Annotated in this window: 20 protein-coding genes and 1 tRNA gene; 15 read left to right on the top strand and 6 right to left on the bottom strand. The window is 71.3% G+C overall.

Annotation, left to right across the window (positions count from 1 at the left end):
• Positions 1-283 precede the first annotated feature (283 nt).
• From OG730_RS24540 to OG730_RS24520, 5 genes are all read left to right on the top strand, one after another.
• Positions 284-2,092: a PucR family transcriptional regulator gene (locus OG730_RS24540; RefSeq protein ID WP_327306270.1), complete on the top strand. Its 1,809-nt coding sequence runs from the start codon at positions 284-286 to the stop codon at positions 2,090-2,092.
• Between the two features lie 66 nt (positions 2,093-2,158).
• Positions 2,159-2,887: a tyrosine-protein phosphatase gene (locus OG730_RS24535; protein ID WP_327306269.1), complete on the top strand. Its 729-nt coding sequence runs from the start codon at positions 2,159-2,161 to the stop codon at positions 2,885-2,887.
• Positions 2,888-3,201: 314 nt separating this feature from the next.
• On the top strand, positions 3,202-4,143 hold the full coding sequence (locus tag OG730_RS24530) for a helix-turn-helix domain-containing protein (RefSeq protein WP_327306268.1): 942 nt from the start codon (positions 3,202-3,204) through the stop codon (positions 4,141-4,143).
• Positions 4,144-4,312: 169 nt separating this feature from the next.
• A complete protein-coding gene (locus tag OG730_RS24525; protein WP_327306267.1) occupies positions 4,313-4,987 on the top strand; it encodes a hypothetical protein in 675 nt (224 codons plus the stop codon).
• A 2-nt stretch (positions 4,988-4,989) separates the two neighbouring features.
• On the top strand, positions 4,990-6,198 hold the full coding sequence (locus OG730_RS24520; protein ID WP_327306266.1) for an MAB_1171c family putative transporter: 1,209 nt from the start codon (positions 4,990-4,992) through the stop codon (positions 6,196-6,198).
• A gap of 34 nt (positions 6,199-6,232) precedes the next feature.
• Here the strand turns inward: OG730_RS24520 and OG730_RS24515 are convergent, their stop codons facing one another.
• Positions 6,233-6,664 (bottom strand): arsenate reductase ArsC, encoded by a 432-nt coding sequence (locus OG730_RS24515; protein ID WP_327306265.1) that lies wholly within the window; start codon positions 6,662-6,664, stop codon positions 6,233-6,235.
• Between the two features lie 107 nt (positions 6,665-6,771).
• On the opposite strand from OG730_RS24515, the gene OG730_RS24510 reads away from it, so the two are divergent.
• Positions 6,772-7,086, top strand: a complete 315-nt coding sequence (locus OG730_RS24510) for an ArsR/SmtB family transcription factor (RefSeq protein ID WP_327306264.1) — start codon at positions 6,772-6,774, stop codon at positions 7,084-7,086.
• Positions 7,087-7,127: 41 nt separating this feature from the next.
• Complete coding sequence (locus OG730_RS24505; protein ID WP_327306263.1) at positions 7,128-7,922, top strand: aquaporin; 795 nt, start codon at positions 7,128-7,130, stop codon at positions 7,920-7,922.
• 109 nt (positions 7,923-8,031) lie between these two features.
• On the opposite strand, the gene OG730_RS24500 is transcribed toward OG730_RS24505, so the two are convergent.
• The 3 genes from OG730_RS24500 to OG730_RS24490 all read right to left on the bottom strand — a co-directional run bounded on the left by OG730_RS24500 (position 8,032) and on the right by OG730_RS24490 (position 9,278).
• A complete protein-coding gene (locus tag OG730_RS24500) occupies positions 8,032-8,505 on the bottom strand; it encodes a GNAT family N-acetyltransferase (RefSeq protein ID WP_327306262.1) in 474 nt (157 codons plus the stop codon).
• Between the two features lie 11 nt (positions 8,506-8,516).
• The gene (locus OG730_RS24495; RefSeq protein ID WP_327306261.1) at positions 8,517-8,840 is read right to left on the bottom strand and encodes an ArsR/SmtB family transcription factor; all 324 of its coding nucleotides are present in this window, start codon (positions 8,838-8,840) and stop codon (positions 8,517-8,519) included.
• 78 nt (positions 8,841-8,918) lie between these two features.
• Positions 8,919-9,278, bottom strand: coding sequence for an ArsR/SmtB family transcription factor (locus OG730_RS24490; protein WP_327306260.1), 360 nt, complete (start codon positions 9,276-9,278; stop codon positions 8,919-8,921).
• A 119-nt stretch (positions 9,279-9,397) separates the two neighbouring features.
• Here OG730_RS24490 and OG730_RS24485 point away from each other — a divergent pair, with 119 nt between their 5' ends.
• The 3 genes from OG730_RS24485 to OG730_RS24475 all read left to right on the top strand — a co-directional run bounded on the left by OG730_RS24485 (position 9,398) and on the right by OG730_RS24475 (position 12,210).
• A complete protein-coding gene (locus OG730_RS24485) occupies positions 9,398-10,753 on the top strand; it encodes an NAD(P)-binding domain-containing protein (protein WP_327306259.1) in 1,356 nt (451 codons plus the stop codon).
• The gene (locus tag OG730_RS24480; protein ID WP_442815208.1) at positions 10,750-12,015 is read left to right on the top strand and encodes an MFS transporter; all 1,266 of its coding nucleotides are present in this window, start codon (positions 10,750-10,752) and stop codon (positions 12,013-12,015) included. Before OG730_RS24485 ends, OG730_RS24480 begins: the two co-directional genes overlap by 4 nt.
• A gap of 122 nt (positions 12,016-12,137) precedes the next feature.
• Positions 12,138-12,210: transfer RNA gene (locus OG730_RS24475), tRNA-Arg, on the top strand.
• Positions 12,211-12,614: 404 nt separating this feature from the next.
• Here the strand turns inward: OG730_RS24475 and OG730_RS24465 are convergent.
• Positions 12,615-12,974: a GvpU-like protein gene (locus OG730_RS24465; RefSeq protein ID WP_327306257.1), complete on the bottom strand. Its 360-nt coding sequence runs from the start codon at positions 12,972-12,974 to the stop codon at positions 12,615-12,617.
• Positions 12,975-13,557: 583 nt separating this feature from the next.
• Between OG730_RS24465 and OG730_RS24460 the strand changes: the two genes are divergently transcribed.
• From OG730_RS24460 to OG730_RS24445, 4 genes are all read left to right on the top strand, one after another.
• The gene (locus tag OG730_RS24460; protein WP_327306256.1) at positions 13,558-13,761 is read left to right on the top strand and encodes a cold-shock protein; all 204 of its coding nucleotides are present in this window, start codon (positions 13,558-13,560) and stop codon (positions 13,759-13,761) included.
• A gap of 322 nt (positions 13,762-14,083) precedes the next feature.
• Complete coding sequence (locus tag OG730_RS24455; RefSeq protein WP_327306255.1) at positions 14,084-15,616, top strand: DEAD/DEAH box helicase; 1,533 nt, start codon at positions 14,084-14,086, stop codon at positions 15,614-15,616.
• A 46-nt stretch (positions 15,617-15,662) separates the two neighbouring features.
• Complete coding sequence (locus tag OG730_RS24450; RefSeq protein ID WP_327306254.1) at positions 15,663-16,067, top strand: CBS domain-containing protein; 405 nt, start codon at positions 15,663-15,665, stop codon at positions 16,065-16,067.
• A 49-nt stretch (positions 16,068-16,116) separates the two neighbouring features.
• The gene (locus OG730_RS24445) at positions 16,117-16,431 is read left to right on the top strand and encodes an SCO5918 family protein (protein ID WP_327306253.1); all 315 of its coding nucleotides are present in this window, start codon (positions 16,117-16,119) and stop codon (positions 16,429-16,431) included.
• A gap of 145 nt (positions 16,432-16,576) precedes the next feature.
• Here the strand turns inward: OG730_RS24445 and OG730_RS24440 are convergent, their stop codons facing one another.
• Positions 16,577-16,981, bottom strand: coding sequence for an ATP-binding protein (locus OG730_RS24440; RefSeq protein ID WP_327306252.1), 405 nt, complete (start codon positions 16,979-16,981; stop codon positions 16,577-16,579).
• A gap of 629 nt (positions 16,982-17,610) precedes the next feature.
• Between OG730_RS24440 and OG730_RS24435 the strand changes: the two genes are divergently transcribed.
• Positions 17,611-17,946: a helix-turn-helix domain-containing protein gene (locus OG730_RS24435; protein ID WP_327306251.1), complete on the top strand. Its 336-nt coding sequence runs from the start codon at positions 17,611-17,613 to the stop codon at positions 17,944-17,946.
• The last annotated feature ends 42 nt before the right edge of the window (positions 17,947-17,988 follow it).

Below are 17,988 nucleotides of genomic sequence, written 5' to 3'. Positions count from 1 at the left end.
CACGGCGCTCGTGTCCGGTGAGTCCGCCCCAGATGCCGAAGTCACCGGCGGGCGGCCGCGATGAGGGCCGATCGGCACCAGCTGGGACGCCGATCGTCCGTACCGCGCCGTGCGGGCGGGGCGCTCCCCCGGGCGGGGTGCCGGGAAGTCACCGATCCCACGAACCGGCGCGCTCGGACTCACCCCGATTTCCGTGGAATTACCCCAACGTAAAGGCCTGACCTGCGGTTCAGCGGGGATACGTCGCGATCGGCAACCCGGCGGCACATGGCAAAGTGGGGCCATGAGGCTGCGTGATCTGCTGTCGTCCGATGAGACCCAGGCACCTGCGGACCTGTGTCCGCTCCGCCTGCTGCGCCTGCCCGGCGGCGAGCGGGACCTCGACCGGCCCGTCCTCGGAACGGTGACCATCGATCTGCCCGACCCCGGGCGCTTCGTGTCCCCCGGGGACCTGGTGCTGTCCGGACTGGCCTGGCACGGCCTGGACGTGGGAACCGAGCAGGACCCGGGAGCCGAGCGGGACCCGGAGGCCGCTGCCGCTTCCGGCGCCGACCTGGACGCGGCGGCCGACCGGTCCGACGCGTTCGTCCGGGTGCTCGTGCAGGCGGGGGCCGTGGCGCTGGGCGCGGGCGAGGCGCGGCTCGGGCACGTTCCGGACGATCTGGTGGAGGCCTGCGCCCGGCACGGGCTGCCGCTGCTCGCGGTGGGCGTGGAGGTGCCGTTCACCTCGGTCACCGAGTACGTGGCGCGCGGCAGGACCGAGGAGCGGATCGGCGGGCTCGCCGCGCTCGTGGACCGGCACCGGCGCTTCAGCACCCAGAGACAGGCCGGGGCGGGATCCGAAGCCCTCCTCGAACTGCTGCTGGCCGAGCTGGATCTGCGCGCGCACATCCTCTCCCCGACCGGGCGGCAGATCGCGGGCGCGCATCCCTCGCTGCCGGAGAAGACCGCCTCGGCGCTGGCCGGGCGGTTCCTGGCCGCCGAACGGGCGGGCGAGCGGGCCCCGCACCGTACGGTCGCGCGCGGGACGGCCTTCTCCCTGTTCCCGGTCCGCTCCGGGGCCGGTGAAGGGGACTCCGCTCCCCGTGCGGCGCTGACCGACTGGCTGATCGCCGTCGAGGCCGACAGCGCCGACTGGAACGAGGAACGCGTCGACCTGCTGGACCGGCTCGCGCGGCTGGTCGCGGTGGAGCGCGGCGGCCGCGACACCGACCGCACGGTGCGGCGGCGCGCCGCCGAACGGCTGCTCGCGCTGGTCGGCTCGGCCGCCGCCCGGGAGGGCGGGCCGTCGCTCTTCGAGGAAGAGGAGGCGGCGGCCCGGCTCACGGCGGGGGCCGCCGGGGCCTCGGAGGCCGCCGGTCCGGAAGGCCGGCTGTGCTGGCAGGCCGTATCGGCCCGGCTGGAGGCGAAGGGCGCGCACGGGTTGCCCGTGGCGGCGTCCGCGCGCGGCCTGCTGGAGGAGGTCCTGCTGCATCCGCGCTGCCTGGGGCCGGACGCCGGACCGAGGATGGCGGTCACGGCGGTCGAGGACGGGGACGGGGCCGGGGCCGTTGACGGGGCCGAGGCCGTGGCCTTCGTCCTCGTCGGGGAGGACGCGCGCCTGACACCCGACGCGGTCGAGCGGGTCGCCGGCGGCTCGCTGCCCCGCGGGCTGCGGGCCGGGGAGCGGCTGGCCTTCGGCGTCAGCGACCCGGTGGGCGGGGCCGCGGAACTGCGGCACGCGCTCGCGCAGGCCCGTAACGCCCGTCAGGTCGCGGCCCCTTCGCAGCCGGTCGCCGCCTCCGGGCCGGACGATCTCGCCGCGCACGTCATGGCGCTGCTGCCGCTGATCCCGGCCGAGGTCCGGCGGGAGTTCAGCCGCCGGCTGCTGGCACCGCTGACCGACTACGACCGGCGCTACGGCTCCGACCTGGTACCCACCCTGCGGTCCTTCCTGGAACACGACGGTTCCTGGGCGCGCTGCGGAGAGGCGCTGCACCTGCACGTGAACTCGCTGCGCTACCGGATCAGCCGCATCGAGGCGCTGACGGGACGCAACCTGAGCCGGCTGGAGGACAAGATGGACTTCGCCGCGGCCCTGCAGATGGGCTGAGCCCCGCCCGCAGTAGCCTCTCGAGCGCAGGAAGATCATCGGTACGCCATCGAGGGGGATCCGCGCATGAACCGTCACATCGAGTTCGAGCGACTGCACAACTTCCGTGATCTGGGGGGCTATCGGGCGCAGGACGGCTCCACCGTCGCCTGGGGAGCCCTCTACCGGGCGGACTCGCTCGGGAAGCTCGCGGGCGCCGACTGGGACCGGTTCCTGGGCCTCGGCGTGCGGACGGTCATCGACCTGCGCTACCCCTGGGAGATCGAGGCGAAGGGCCGGATACCGGAGCCCGAGCGGTTCACGTACGCCAACCTCAGCATCGAGCACCGGCCGTACGACCAGGCGGAGATCGACCCGGACACCGACCCGTGGCGGTTCCTCGCGGACCGGTTCGCCGAAGTCGCCGAGGACGGGGTGGCGGAGATCCGCGCCGCGATCGAGCTGCTCGCCGAGGGCCCGGGCCCGGCGGTCTTCCACTGCGCCTCCGGCAAGGACCGCACCGGCCTGATCGCGGCGCTCGTCCTGACCCTCCTCGGCGTGGACGAGGAGCAGATCCTCGCGGACTTCGCCCTGACCGAGCTGGCCACCGCCCGGCTGACGGCCGACTGGCACACCGCCCACCCGGGCCGCACGATGCGCTGGCCCTCGTACGGCCGCGCGCCCGCCGAGATCCTGCGCCTGACCCTGGCCGGTCTCGCCACCCGTTACGGCTCGGTCGACTCCTACCTCGCGGACGAGGTCGGCATCACGCCGGCCACGGCGGCAGCGCTGCGGGACCGCTTCCTGACGCGGTGACGCCCCTCGAACGCGGTGGTGCGCCGCGAGGAGACAGGTCTGGACGCGGGACATCCCGCCCAACGTGCCGCGGATGTTCTCGCCGCGGGCGGCCCGGCTGCCGCGAGCCCCTCCCGAGATGGGATGCGCAACGTCCCTTCGGACGATTGACGGACTGATCGACAGGCGTGCTTGGTAGCGTGGAGGGCATCCGAGGCGGGTTGAACCCACCTCGGATGTACCCCCCTCGGGTTGCCAAATGCAAGTTATATGTATCTGGCGATCCGATCAAGCGGCTAAAAGCAGCCACCGCCCGCCCGCACCGTGGAGTCCCGATGCCCGAACGCCGCTTTGACGCCTCCGGGTTGCGCAGCGCGCGCGTCGCGAAGGGCATGACCCAGACACAGGTGGCCGCGGCGCTCGGGGTCAAGGACCCTTCCGTGGTGTCGCGTTACGAGAGCGGCGACGCGACCCCGCCACCGGAGAAGCTGCCCCGACTCGCGGCACTGATGGGCGAGCGCGTCGACGACCTGTTCCCGCGGCCCGGCCTCCCGACCCTCGCGGACCTGCGATGCGACGCGGGCATGACGCAGAAGGACACCGCGGCCGTCACTCAGACCGGCTCGGCGTCCCCGGTACGCGCGGCCGAAGGCGGACGGCGCAAACTCGCCCCCCACTACCGCGCTCCACTCGCCCAGGCCTACGGCGTCAGCGTCGAAGAGCTCCTCGCGGCGGAGAAGCGTTCCTTCGGCGAGGACGCCGCGACAGGGCCCGGGTGGGCCCCCGGCCCGGGCACCCACGTCCCGCAGGCCCACGACCCGCGGACTCGCGCCACTCCGGCTCAGCCCCCGCAGGCCGAGCTCCGCCAGCCCGTGGGGCCGTACGGCATAGCCAAGAAGATCGCCGCCCTCCTCGAAGGCGCCACCGAGCAGCACCGCCCCACCGATTCCGAGATCGCCGAACTCGGCAACGCCCGGACGGGCCGGACGGTGCTGAACGGCCCCCTCGTGACGAGCCTGCGCCTCGGCCGGCCTGCGCACGCCGGCCCCGAGGTTCTGGAGGCCCTGGCGGCCGCGCTCGACGTACCGGCCATGTTCTTCGAAACCGGCGACGCGGAAGTGGCGGCCGTCGTGACGAGTCTGCGTACGGCACGCATCGGCCTGACCGCCATGGCGGCACGCGGAGTGGAGGGCGACGCGCAGAACGCCGAACTCATGCGCTGGGTGGCCGACATGTTCGGCGCGGAGCCCCAGCAGGGCGACCACACCGATTTCTAGGAATCCAGTTGCTTCCGGACGCTCGTGGCCACGATCGCCGGGAGCGACCGCAGGACCCTAGAGTCGGTTCGAGCACAGAAATTGATCTGACGTCGGTCACCGGACATGGCGGCGGGGCGGGGGCGACTCCACCACTCATCGAAGGGGAAAGCACAGTGGGGGCACACGGATGAACGAGGGGCAGCCGGCCGACTTCCGCCGGAGGGTACTCGCGACTCTCGGCAGCCTGCCGCACCACCGGGGCGCGCTCGGCGCACCGAGGGCCCAGTGGGCACGACGCGCCAACGCGCGGAAGATCGCGAAGTTCTGCGAGGCGGTTCTCGCGGGGCTCGACAGGCCGATTCCCTCGGACCCGGACAGCCTGTTCGAGGTACTGAGAGCCGATGTGGAGCGACGCTTCAACGACGACCGCGGGAAAGCCCCCTTCCGGCCGGTCCTCCTGTACTTCCGCAGGTTTCCCGTGGACACGGCCAGTGGCCTCACGGCGAGGTTCGACGACCGGATCGTCATCATCATCGAAAACCAGACGACCACGCTCCACCAGTTCGTGATCTTCGCCCACGAGATGTGGCACGTCCTGATGGGAGAGTGTCTGTCGCACGGCGCCTCCAGCGACGTGGCCGCGGCCGTCGCCCGTTCGCTCGGTGGTGAACTCGCGGGCGACGACCTCGTCGCCCTGGCGGCGAGGAGCCACATCGACACCCAAGAGGAGAGCGACGCCGAGGAGTTCGGGCTGCGGATGGGAGCCCGAGTGCGGGAGTGCCTGAAGGGCGGCGACTCCGTGCCGACGACCGGCCTGGCGGGGCGGATCCAGTCGAGCATGGGCAGAGGCAGAGGGTACTGAGCATGACCGGATCGGACTACTACATTCCGGCCGGCGCCCTGGCCATAGCTCTGGTGGTGAAGGCTCCCTCGTTCTGGCGCAACCGGCACTCGGCGATGGCCCAGTCCATCCTGGTGATCCTCGCGGCGCCGGCGGCGGGTTTCGTATTCGGTGCTCCGCCGACGATCGAGCGGGTCAACCGGTTCTTCGGTGTCTCGAACGTCTCGGTGCTCATCGTCTGCTGCATTCTGTCGTGCCTGTCCTGCGCTGCGAACGTGCTCCTCATCCACTGGCGCGGGGATACCGAAGACGTCCTGCGCAGACGCACCAGGATCTGGGTCGCCGCGACCGCCGTACTGATCGTGACCTTCTGCGTCCTCTTCTACCTCGGCAGCATGCCCATCGAGCGGCGCCGGGACTTCGACACCTTCTACGCGAACACCCCCTTCGTGCGCGAGTTGATCGTGCTCAGCCTGACCGCGCACTTCGCCACGACCCTCGTGGTCGCGACGAGGTGCTGGCGGTGGGCCCGTGAGCTTCGAGACGTCCACGATGCCTGGACCTACGCGGGACTGCTCATCCTCGTCGCCGCATTCGGCTTCGGCTTGTCGTACGCCCTGCTCAAACTCCTGGCCGTCGGAGCCCGATGGGCGGGTACGGACGGATGGGACTGGCTCGGCACCGACATCGCCCCTCCCCTCGCGGGGGTGGGTTCCTGCATGACGGGCATCGGCATCCTGCTCCCGGCCATCGGGCAAGGCGCCGAATCCCGCTGGCGGGCCCTTCACCGCTTCCGCCGCCTGCGGCCCCTCTGGTCCGAGATCCGTCGCGAGATACCGCCCACGAGTCCACCGCCGATGCCCTGGTGGAAACCCGTGGAACGCCGGCTCATCCAGCGGGAGACGGACATCTTCGACGCGGTACTGCGGCTGACCCCGTGGTTCGACCACACGACCGGCACGAAGACCTACGACCTCGCCCTGGCCGACCACTCCGAGGGCCGCCGGGCCCGCAGTGAGGCCGACGCCTCCGTCCTGGCCCACGCCGTCATCCAGAAGGGCCTCGCCCGGCCCGCCGTCACGCCGGAGCAACGCTGGACCATCACCTCCACCGAGGACTCCGAAGACCTCGTAGACCTGTCCGCCGCCATGCTGCGCTCCCCGCGCGTCCAGCGGACCCGGCAGACCACGGCAGGGGTCGGGCTCACACCGCGGACCAGCCCGGGTGGATGAGTGCCGGTGAGTCGGGCCGGTCGCCCCGATGCGCTCAGCTCTCCTGGTTCTCCGCGGTCTTGGCGTCGATCTCGGCGACGAGGCCCTCGATGAGGCCCTTGATCTCGTCGCGGATGGGGCGTACGGCCTCCACGCCCTGGCCGGCCGGGTCTTCCAGCTGCCAGTCGAGGTAGGTCTTGCCGGGGAAGTACGGGCAGGCGTCGCCGCATCCCATCGTGATGATGTAGTCCGAGGCCTGCGCGGCCTCGGGGGTGAGGACCTTCGGCTTCTGGCCGGAGATGTCGATGCCCAGCTCGGCCATGGCGGCGACGGCCGAGGGGTTGATCCGCTCGCCGGGGACGGAGCCGGCCGAACGGACCTCGACCCGGTCGCCCGCGAGGTGACGCAGGAAGCCGGCGGCCATCTGCGAGCGGCCCGCGTTGTGGACGCAGACGAACAGCACGGACGCGAGCGGGGTGGAGGGCATCGGTTCTTCCTTCATCGGCAGGGTCGACGGGGCCGTCGATCGCGCTCGGGCGGCCATGACTCGGCCCGGACCGTCATCAGCCCCGGGCGATGTGAAAGTATCAGTCCATGATGACGTCAGTCGACACTGAACTGATCCGAGTCCTGGCAGACCCCCTCAGGCTTCAGATCGTGACCCTGCTCTCCCGCGAGACGCTGTGCACCACGCACCTCGTGGAAGAGACCGGCGCCAAGCAGACCAACCTCTCCAACCACCTGAAGGTGCTCAGAGAGGCCGGGGTCGTGGACACCGAACCGTGCGGCCGCTTCATCTACTACAGACTCCGCCCGGAAGTCATCGAGGCCATCGCCGGTCAGTTCGCCGGCCTCGCGCAGGCCGCGCGTGCCACTTCCGAAGCGAACACCAAGCGGTCCTGCCCGTAGCCCGCTTGGATCCCCCCTCACCTGCCCGAGGAGAACCCGCCTTGTCCGTCACCGAGCCCGTCGCCGCCGCACCCGCGGTGGACGCCGCGATACCCGTCGACGCACCCCGGCCCGTACCCGGCGCGACCCCGCCCGCCGCCCCGCTGGTGGCGCGCGCCGCCGCAGAACTCGTCGGGACGGCCGCGCTGGTCGCGGTCGTCGTCGGGTCCGGCATCCAGGCGACGAAGCTCACCCAGGACGTGGCCCTGCAACTGCTGGCCAACTCCACCGCCACCGTCTTCGGCCTCGGCGTCCTCATCGCCCTCCTCGGCCCGGTCTCCGGCGCCCACTTCAACCCGGTGGTCAGCCTCGCCGAATGGTGGACGGCCCGCAGCACCGGCGGCGGAGTCACCGCCCGCGAACTGGCCGTCTACGTACCCGCCCAGATCGCCGGCGCCATCGCGGGCGCGATCCTGGCCGACGCGATGTTCGGCGAGCCCCTGGTGAAGTGGGCCACGCACGACCGCTCCGCCGGGAACCTGCTGCTCGGCGAGGTCGTGGCCACCGCCGGGCTGATCCTGCTGATCTTCGGCCTGGCGCGGACGGACCGCCTGCGCTTCGCGCCCGTCGCGGTGGCCTCGTACATCGGCGCCGCGTACTGGTTCACCTCCTCCACCTCCTTCGCCAACCCCGCCGTCACCATCGGCCGCGCCTTCACCGACACCTTCGCGGGCATCGCCCCCGCGTCCGTGCCGGCCTTCGTGGGCGTGCAGCTCGTGGGCTCGGTGGTGGGCCTGGCCCTGGTCGCGGTCATCTTCATGCGCGGCACGACGGACGGCGGGTCACCCTCCGCATGACCGTGAGATCTCGGAGCCGCTGAGGCGCTGAAGCGCGTCGGGCTCGAGTTCGGCGCGCGGGCCACGCCAGGGCGCGGGAACGGGTCCGGGATCGGTGAGGCTGGCGCGGTCAGCCGATCGTGGGGCTGCGGCGTTCCAGCAGGACGACGTCGCGCCACACGCCGTGGTGGCGGCCGATGCGGGCGCGGGTGCCGATGACGCGGAAGCCGGCGCGCTGGTGCAGGGCCAGGCTCGCGGTGTTCTCGGGGAAGATCCCGGACTGGATCGTCCAGATGCCCGCCGCCTCGGTCGAGGCGATCAGGGCGTCGAGCAGGGCGCGGGCGACGCCGCGACCCCGGGCGTCGGGGTGGACGTAGACGGAGTGTTCGACGACCCCCGCGTACGCGCAGCGGTCGGACACCTTGGAGGCGGCGACCCAGCCGAGCAGCTTCCCGTCCTGGCCGACCGCGGCGAAACGGTGCTCGGGCAGCTTCGCCGCGTCGAACTCGGCCCAGGTGGGGGCCTCGGTCTCGAAGGTGGCGTTGCCCCCTGCGATGCCGGCCCGGTAGATCTCCAGGACCTCTTCGGCGTGATCCCGTGCCATGGGAGAGATGTTCACGGCCGCCGCCCGAGGATCGCCGACACGGCTGCCGGGAAGCACTCCAGGCAGGCGTCGTTGACCTCGTAGCTGACGGAGGTGCCCCGCCGCTCGGGCAGCACGAAGCGCACCTCGGCCAGCAGCTTGAGGTGGTGGGACACGGTCGACTGGCCGATGGGCAGTCGCTCGGTGATCTCCCCGACCGTCAGGGGGCGCCGCTCCTCCGCCAGCAGGTTCAGCAGTCGTACGCGCATGGGGTCCGCGAGGGCCCTGAACCACCCTGAGTACGTCTGCGCGTCCTCGGGGCTCAGCCCTTGACCGGGTTTCGTCGTCTCGTTCATCGTTCATCGACGATAGTCGATGAACGGGCGGGCCGGAAGGCCGCCAGCAGGCACGCGCGCAGGCGCGGGCGAAGCGGCTCAGGCGGAGCGGCCCAGCATCTGACTCATCGCCGCGATGACGGAAGGCTCCACCCGGTAGTAGACCCAGGTCCCACGGCGCTCCGAGGACAACAGGCCCGCCTCCCGGAGCTTCTTCAGGTGATGGGACACCGTCGGCTGGGAGACGCCCACATCGGAGATGTCGCAGACGCACGCCTCGCCGCCCTCGTGCGAGGCGATCGCGGAGAAGAGCCGCAGCCGCACCGGGTCGCCGAGGGCCTTGAACATCAGGGCGGTCCGCTCGGCCTCTTCGGCCGTCAGCGGGCGCTCGGTCAGCGGCGGGCAACAGGGTGCCGCGGCTTCGCCTTCGAGCATCGGCAGCGGCTTCGTGGAGGACATGAAAGCAATCCTCCCTCCAAATTCGACAGATGTCTATGTTGACGTACGTCGATACACGGTGGATGCTGAGTCCAGAAGGGCATCGACGTTCATCGAATCAATCACACCGGGAGCCCGCCGTGAGCGCATCCACCGAAGCCCTGCCCGTCATCGTCATCGGTGCCGGCCCCGCCGGACTCGCCGCGGCTTCCCACCTGCTCGAGCGCTACATCGAGCCCCTGGTCCTGGAAGCCGGACCCGCCGCCGGCGCCGCGGTCCGCGAGTGGGGCCACGTACGGCTCTTCTCCACCTGGTCCGAGCTCCTCGACCCGGCCGCCGAGAAGCTCCTCGCCCCCACCGGCTGGACCGCCCCTGACCGTGCGACCTACCCCTCCGGCGCGGACTGGGCCGAGCGGTACCTCCAGCCCCTCGCCGACGTCCTCGGCGACAAGGTCCGCTACGGCGCCCGCGTCACCGGCGTCTCCCGCCTCGGCCGCGACCGCATCGTCGACGCCGACCGCGAGGCCCAGCCCTTCACCGTCAGCGTCCTGAACGCCGACGGCACCGAGGAACGTCTCACCGCCCGCGCCGTCATCGACGCGTCCGGCACCTGGTCCACCCCCAGCCCCATCGGCGGCGACGGACTGCCCGCCCTCGGCGAGAAGGCCGCCGCCGACCGGATCTCGTACCGGATCCCCGACCTGAAGGACCCGGCCGTCCGCGCCCGCTACGCCGGCAAGCGCACCGCCGTGATCGGCTCCGGAGCCTCCGCCTTCACCGCCCTCGCCTACCTGGCCGGCCTCTCCAAGGAGGCCTCCGGCACCCACTCCGTCTGGATCCTGCGCCGCGGCATCAGCGGTTCCACCTTCGGCGGCGGCAGCGCCGACCAGCTCCCCGCGCGCGGCGCCCTCGGCCTCGCCGCCAAGGCCGCCGTCGACGACGGCCACGCCGACGCGGTCACGGGCTTCCGCACCTCCGCCGTCGAGAGGACCGGCGACCAGCTGGTCCTGATCGCCGAGGACGGCCGGCGCCTGGACCCGGTCGACGAGGTCATCGTCCTCACCGGCCTGCGCCCCGACCTCACCTTCCTCGACGAGCTGCGCCTCGGCCTCGACGAGCGCCTCCAGGCCCCCGTCGGCCTGGCCCCGCTGATCGACCCGAACCAGCACTCCTGCGGCACGGTCTACCCCCACGGCGTGAAGGAGCTCTCCCACCCGGAGAAGGACGTCTACCTCGTCGGCATGAAGTCCTACGGCCGCGCCCCGACCTTCCTCGCCATGACCGGCTACGAGCAGGTCCGCTCCATCGCCGCCCACCTCGCAGGCGACCACGAGGCCGCCGAACGCGTCGAACTCACCCTCCCCGAAACCGGAGTCTGCGGCGGCGCCGGCCTCTTCGACCAGCCCGCGGCGGCCGAGGAGACCAGCGGCGGAGGCTGCTGCGCGGCCCCGGCCACCCTCACGATCGGCGCCCCGGCCCCCTCCGGCGGCTGCTGACCTCCGTGCCACACCCCCGGGCCGACGCGGCCGCGACCAGGACGGGGGTCCGGTCGCGGCCGCGCGCCGCCCTGCCCGCCCTGTGCGCCACACAGATCACCAGCTGGGGCATCGTCTACTACGCCTTCCCCGTACTCCTCCCACGCCTGACCGCCGACACCGGCTGGTCCACCAATGCCGCGACAGCCGCCTTCTCCCTCGCGCTCCTCGTCTCGGCGCTGGCCGGCATCCCCATCGGCCGGATCCTCGACCGCCGAGGGCCGCGCGCCGTGATGACCGCGGGCTCCGTGCTGGGCGCCATCGCACTCCTCGCCATCGCGACCGCCCCCAACCTGGCCGTGTTCACCCTGGGTTGGGTCCTGGCCGGCTTGACCATGGCCGCCACCTTCTACCCGCCCGCCTTCGCCGCCCTCACCCGCTGGTGGGGCCCCGACCGCATCCGCGCCCTGACCGTCGTCACCCTCGCGGGCGGACTCGCCTCCACCGTCTTCGCGCCGCTGACCGCGACCCTGGCCGAACACCTCAGCTGGCGCGCCACCTACGTCGCCCTTGCCCTGATCCTCGCCGCCGTCACCATCCCCGCCCACGCCCTCGCCCTGCGCGCCCCCTGGCCCCCGGCACCGCCCACCCCGCCGTCAACCGACCGCACCCCCGTCGCCCGCAGCCGGCCCTTCCTCCTCCTGGCCGTCGCCTTCACCCTCTCCGGCTTCGCCATGTACGCCGTCGTCATGGGCATCATCCCGCTCCTCACCGAGCGCGACGCCAGCGCCACAACCGCCGCCTGGGCACTGGGACTCGGGGGCGCCGGGCAGACCCTCGGCCGCACCCTGTACACCGGCCTGTCCGCGCCCACCTCGGTCGCCACCCGCACCGTCACCCTGATCGCCCTGGGCGGCGCGACGACCGCGGCCTTCGCCCTCGCGCCCGGCCCGATGCCCCTGCTGATCGCCCTCGCGGTCCTGGCGGGTGTCGTACGCGGCAACCTGACCCTGCTCCAGGCCACGGCGGTCACCGACCGCTGGGGCACCACCCACTACGGCCGCCTCTCCGGACTCCTCGGCGCCCCGGCCCACATCGCGGGAGCCCTGGCCCCCTGGGCCGGAGCCGCCCTCGCGGGCCCGCTCGGCGGCTACCCCCACCTCTTCGCGGCCCTGGCCTCACTCTCGATGGCGGCCGCCTGCCTCGCACTCGGCACCTCCAGGACGAGCAGCGCCCAGCCGCGGATCCAGCACCAAGACCTCACCCGATCCCCCAAGAACTGAGCCGCGGAGCCCCGCCCGGATCCGCTACCCTGTCCCTGGGCTGCCCTTGTGGCAGCCCAGGACCTTGCCGAGGCGAGCCGGACTCTCACACAGAGCGTTCAGCCACGCTTCACGCAAGGCCCGCCTTCGTAGCTCAGGGGATAGAGCACCGCTCTCCTAAAGCGGGTGTCGCAGGTTCGAATCCTGCCGAGGGCACAAGTTGTAAGCCGCTGACCTGGATTTCCTCCCAGGGAGGCGCCCTATTCGGCCCCGGACCCCTCGTCCGGGGCCGTTTGCGTGAGCGGTGCGTGAGCGGACGTGCCGATGATCTCCGGGATTCCCGCCGATGGATCGGCACGATCCGGCACGTGCGCTGCGCCTTCTGCTCCGGGCTCGGCGCCCTTGGGGGCCTCAGCGGGGGCACCCTGACCGGCCGCTCGAGCGCGCGGTACGAGCCGGGCCGCGGCCTCGGCGATCGCGAGGTCGGCCTCGGGGAGCAGGCTCGGGTAGGTGTCCGCCGTGATGGTGATCGAGAGCTGTGGTCCAGCGGCGGCGAGGGCCCGACCGGACGCACCGGTCGGGCCCTCAGTCCTGCGGCGGGTCCGCGCCGTAGTCGCGGGTCAGTTGTCGGAGTAGCTGAAGTCGCCCACGGTCCAGGCGCTGACGTCCTTGATCGAGATGCGGTACATCCCGCCCGTCTCCGGGATGCCCACGGTTCCCTGCAGGATCCGCGCCACATGGAAGTGCAGATGTGTGGGCGGTCCCTCCTTGGGTGTCGTGGCAGTGAAGATGGAGGAGAACTCGCCCAGGCGGGCGGAATCCGTCAGCACCTCCGACACACGCTCTCTCCACACTGCTTCGGGGGCGAGCCGGCCGGTGATGACAGCACCGCCGGTGACCACGGTCAGGGACATCTGGTTGCTCTGCCCGGACTCCACCAAGGCGGCGAGGTTCACGAGCAGCTCGTCAGGCTTCGACATGGAAGTCATTTTATTCGCCACCGCGCCACCGCGGGCAATGCCCGCGGTCTACGCGGAACCTACGAGCCCGCGCCGGGCGGGGCGGCCGCTGCCGGGGCTCCGAACCGCCAGTGGCGCCGGGTCGGGTCGAACCTCCCCCGGGCCGCGTTCGCTGCCGTACAAGACTTCGTCACCGCGAGGACCCCTCCGGCAGTCCGCCACGTCCGGACCTGTCCCCCACGCGTCTCCAACCGGCCGCCTTCGCGGCCGCCTCCCGCAGCCGGCGGCGAACAGCCAAAGAATGCTGCGGTCGGGGTGAATCAATATCTGTCACCGCGACCTAAGGATTTAGCGGATCCAGCGGGGAGAGTTTCTACCGCAACACGGCGGTCGGAAATATTCAACGCACGCAAGCCGCCGCAGCGTGCTACTGTCGATCTCGGTTGCAGTTTTGGTACCCAAGAACTTCAAGCGCCTCCAGCCGGAATTCATTCCACTGGAAGCGCTTTATATTTCCCGGTCTTTTACCGGGCGGGGCATCATCGCGGCGACACGGCGTCTGCACAGTGTAGTCGCCGATGTATTGCCCCAAAGGAGATATGACATGGCTGCTGGTACCGTGAAGTGGTTCAACGCGGAAAAGGGCTTCGGCTTCATCGAGCAGGAGGGTGGCGGTCCTGACGTGTTCGCCCACTACTCGAACATCGCCGCCCAGGGTTTCCGCGAGCTGAACGAGGGCCAGAAGGTCATCTTCGACATCGCGCAGGGCCAGAAGGGCCCGACGGCCGAGAACATCGTTCCCGCCTAAGCGCTGACACGCGTTCTACAGCTGGGGCCCGCATCCCTCGGGGTGCGGGCCCCAGCTGCACGCATTTCCCGCGGTGAGTTCACCCGCGGTATCGATCATGAAGACACTCGACGGACCGGCCCTTTGAGAGCCGAACCCGAGTGGATTGTTTTTGGTTGTCGCGCCCGCATGGCGCCACCTTTTTTCAGCGTCTGAGCCCGTACAGATTTCCTGTCCGCCAGATCCGCTTACGCATTTCCATTCGGCCCGTTCTCGCAATTCTCTGCGCCGCTCCTACGCTGCGGGAATTCCTTGATACGTGCCGCATCAAGGAAGGTTCCGCATGAACCCCTCCCGTACGAACGAACGCTCCTCCCGCACCCGCAGCCGCACAGGCGGCCCCGCTTTCGGCTCCGGCGCCGGCGCCGGCTCCGGCTCCGGTTCGAGCCGGGGCAGCCGCTTCGGCTCTCCGGCCCCGAGCCGCTCCGGTGGCCCGAGCCGCTCGGGCGGCTATGGTCGTCGGCCCGCTGCGATCCAGGGCGAGTTCGCGCCGCCGAAGACGATCACCCCCGCGCTGCCCGCCGTCGAGGCCTTCGCCGACCTCGCCATGCCGGCCCAGCTGCTCGCCACGCTCACCCGTGAGGGCATGGCCACGCCGTTCCCGATCCAGGGCGCCACCCTCCCCAACACCCTCGCGGGCCGTGACGTCCTCGGCCGTGGCCGCACCGGCTCCGGCAAGACCCTGGCCTTCGGCCTCGCCCTGCTGGCCCGCACCGCCGGACAGAGCGCCGAGTCGGGTCAGCCGCTCGCTCTGGTCCTCGTACCGACGCGTGAGCTCGCCCAGCAGGTCACGGCGGCCCTCACCCCCTACGCCCGCGCGGTCAAGCTGCGCATGGCCACCGTCGTCGGCGGCATGCCCATCTACCGGCAGGCACAGGCGCTGCGTGCCGGCGCCGAAGTGGTCGTCGCCACCCCGGGCCGTCTGAAGGACCTCATCCAGCGGGGTGACTGCCGGCTGAACCAGGTGGCCATCACCGTCCTGGACGAGGCGGACCAGATGGCCGACATGGGCTTCATGCCCCAGGTCACCGCGCTCCTCGACCAGGTGCGCCCCGAGGGCCAGCGGATGCTGTTCTCCGCCACCCTCGACCGCAACGTGGACCTGCTGGTCCGCCGCTACCTGACCGACCCGGTCGTGCACTCCGTCGACCCCTCGCAGGGCGCGGTGACCACGATGGAACACCACGTCCTGCACGTGCAGAACTTCGACAAGCAGGCCGCCACGACCGAGATCGCCGCCCGCGAGGGCCGCGTGATCATGTTCCTGGACACCAAGCACGGCGTGGACCGGCTGACCGAGCACCTCCTGAGCAACGGGGTGCGCGCCGCGGCCCTGCACGGCGGAAAGTCCCAGCCGCAGCGGACCCGCACCCTCACGCAGTTCAAGAGCGGGCACGTCAGCGTGCTCGTGGCCACGAACGTCGCGGCCCGCGGCATCCACGTCGACAACCTCGACCTCGTCGTCAACGTGGACCCGCCGACCGACCCCAAGGACTACCTGCACCGCGGCGGCCGCACCGCCCGCGCCGGCGAGTCCGGCAGCGTCGTCACCCTGGTCCTGCCCAACCAGCGCCGCGAGATGGCACGCCTCATGCAGGCCGCGGGCGTCACCCCGCTGACCACCCAGGTCCGCTCGGGCGACGAGGCCCTGACCCGGATCACCGGCGCGCAGGCACCCTCCGGCATTCCGGTCACGATCACCGCTCCGGTGTCCGAGCGGCCCAAGCGCAGCACTGCCTCCCGCGGGCGCCGCGGGCCCGCGTCGGCCGCCCGGCGCGCGAGCGCTCGGCAGTCCGCTTTTGATGCGGCGGCCTGAGCACTACGTGATCCGGAAACTGACCCATCTCTGCAGGAGGCAGATTTTGACGCTGGTCCAGATGCAGCCCCGATCCGCGCACGCCGACCTCGTCCGCAAGACGGTGGAGGACGCCATGGAGGCGGCCGGACCGCAGGTCTGTGACGACATGACCGTCGAGGTGGCCCTGGCCGTCACGGCCAGTTCCCGCGCGGACCACCTGCTCGTCTGCGACGAGGACGGCCTCTGCACCGGGTTGATCACCCGGGAGCGGCTCAGCGCCGTCCGCGACAGCGCCGCGTACACCGACCGGCTCCGGCTGCGCGAAGTCCTCGGCGACCGCGGTCCGTTCGCCTCGCCCGTGACCACGATGGCCGAGGCCGAGCACGCGATGCGCTACCGCAAGCTCGCCGCCCTGCCCGTCGTCGATGAGCAAGGCAGCGCTCTGGGCGTCCTCGCCCTCGCCCGCTGAACCACCTCACCGTGGCCGGACCCTTCCCCTCTTCACTCTGTGAGGCACCATGCGCTGCGTCATCGCCCGCTTCCCGTTCGACCTGACCAAGAGCGGCGTCCTGGAGTCCATGAAGGGCATCAAGCCCGAGGAGGTCCTCGGCGAGTCCGTGATCATCGGCCGCCGCACCTACCCCGTCAAGCAGGTCGGCCAGGTCATCACCCGCCAGGACAGGCGCGACTTCAGCGCCGGCGAAGTCCTCCGCGCCATGACCCAGCTCGGCTTCACCTGCCGCGGCGCCCTTCCCCGGACCGCCGTGGCCACGCGCGTGCTCAGCCCCCTCCAGCGGGCCTCCGCGATGCTCGGCACCCCTGTGACCGTCTGACCTCCGGGCCCCGGCGCACACCGCCACCCGCGTAGCGAAGAGGGCCCGACCGGCACGCGCCGGTCGGGCCCTTCCGCATCCCCAGAGGTAAGCGCATGTGGGTGGACCGCACACCGGGCGGCCTGACCTGACCCCAGGCTCGCGCCTATCCGGGGGTCCGACGGGGCAGGAGGGCGCGTACGATCTTCCCGCCTTCAGGGGCGGGCGTGACGACGGTGGCGCGGGCCAGGTCGTTGACCATGTGCCAGCCGAACCCTCCGGTGCCGTCGACGAGGTCGGGGATACGCATGCGCGGCGAGAGAGGACTGGAGTCCTCGACGGCGACCTCGATGGCGTCGGGATGCACGGCCAGCCGGAGCGTGTAGCAGCCGCCGCCGTGACGCAGGGCGTTGGTGACGAGCTCGGAGACGACCAGGATCACGGTGTCGGCGTGCTCCGGCTCGATGGCCCGCTGCCCGAGGGTTTCGATGAAGGACCGGGCCGCCTGGCGCGCCTCGGCGACGGCGGACAGAGAAGCAAGGGCCGTGCACTCGGCGCTCATCGTGGTCATCGCGCGCTCCGGGTCTGTTGTCGGTGTCCGGCCTTGCCTGCCCGGTCGTTGTTCCCTGACCCACGGCTGTTCAACCTGACGGAACCCGATTACCTCCGCGACACGCACTCAAAAATCTATCCCGGCTGGAGTAGACATTGGGTCATGGCGTAGTTATGGTTTCTTTCGTAACCCAGAGAGACAGTAGGGCCTGGCAGAGACGAACTGCCAGGACGGACGGCGGGGCTGGCTGTCGAGACGTGGCGCTGGGGCAGGCCATGAGCAGTACCAGCAGTACCAGCAGTACCAGCAGTACCAGCAGTAAGAGAAGGACCAGCAGGACGCAGTCCCCCGCTGTGCGAGCAGTTGACGTCGAGGGATGAACGGAGGAGTTGAAGCGCCATCAGGATCGCCCGGACGTACGCCTGAGTCCGGGTACCGCAGGACATCGATAGTGAGGTGGTCTCCGGTCAAGCAACCGCGATCCCCGTACTCCCGACAGCCTTTCGGTCGGGTCGGCGGAAACAGAAGGCCGGCACGGTAACAGGGCCGGCAGATGGTGTAGCAGTTCCTTCGGGGCCCTGGTGTCGTACGCGCCAGGGCCCCTCCCCGCGTTCCCCCTTCCTCCATCTGTTTCGCAGTGAGGTGCGATGACAGCCGACTCGTTCAGCCGTCTCGACGACGACGGCTACCCCGCCTACACGATGGGCCGGGCCGCAGAGACGCTCGGTACCACCCAGGCCTTCCTCCGCGCCATTGGAGAGGCCCACCTGATCACCCCGCTGCGCTCCGAGGGCGGTCACCGTCGCTACTCCCGCTCCCAGCTGCGCATTGCCGCCCGCGCCCGCGAACTCGTCGACCGGGGCACTCCCATCGAGGCCGCCTGCCGGATCGTGATGCTCGAGATCCAGCTTGAGGAAGCTCAGCGCGTCCACGCCGAGCAGCAATCCCCCGCGGCCGAAGGGCGCCCACGCAAGGCAGCCTGAGGTGGACGTGCCCGCCGGTCGCGGTGGGCACTCCCGCCCGCG

The organism is Streptomyces sp. NBC_01298, assembly GCF_035978755.1.
GTDB lineage: Bacteria > Actinomycetota > Actinomycetes > Streptomycetales > Streptomycetaceae > Streptomyces.
Note: the sequence above shows the minus strand (reverse complement) of the source record. Positions and strands in the feature narration are given on the sequence as shown.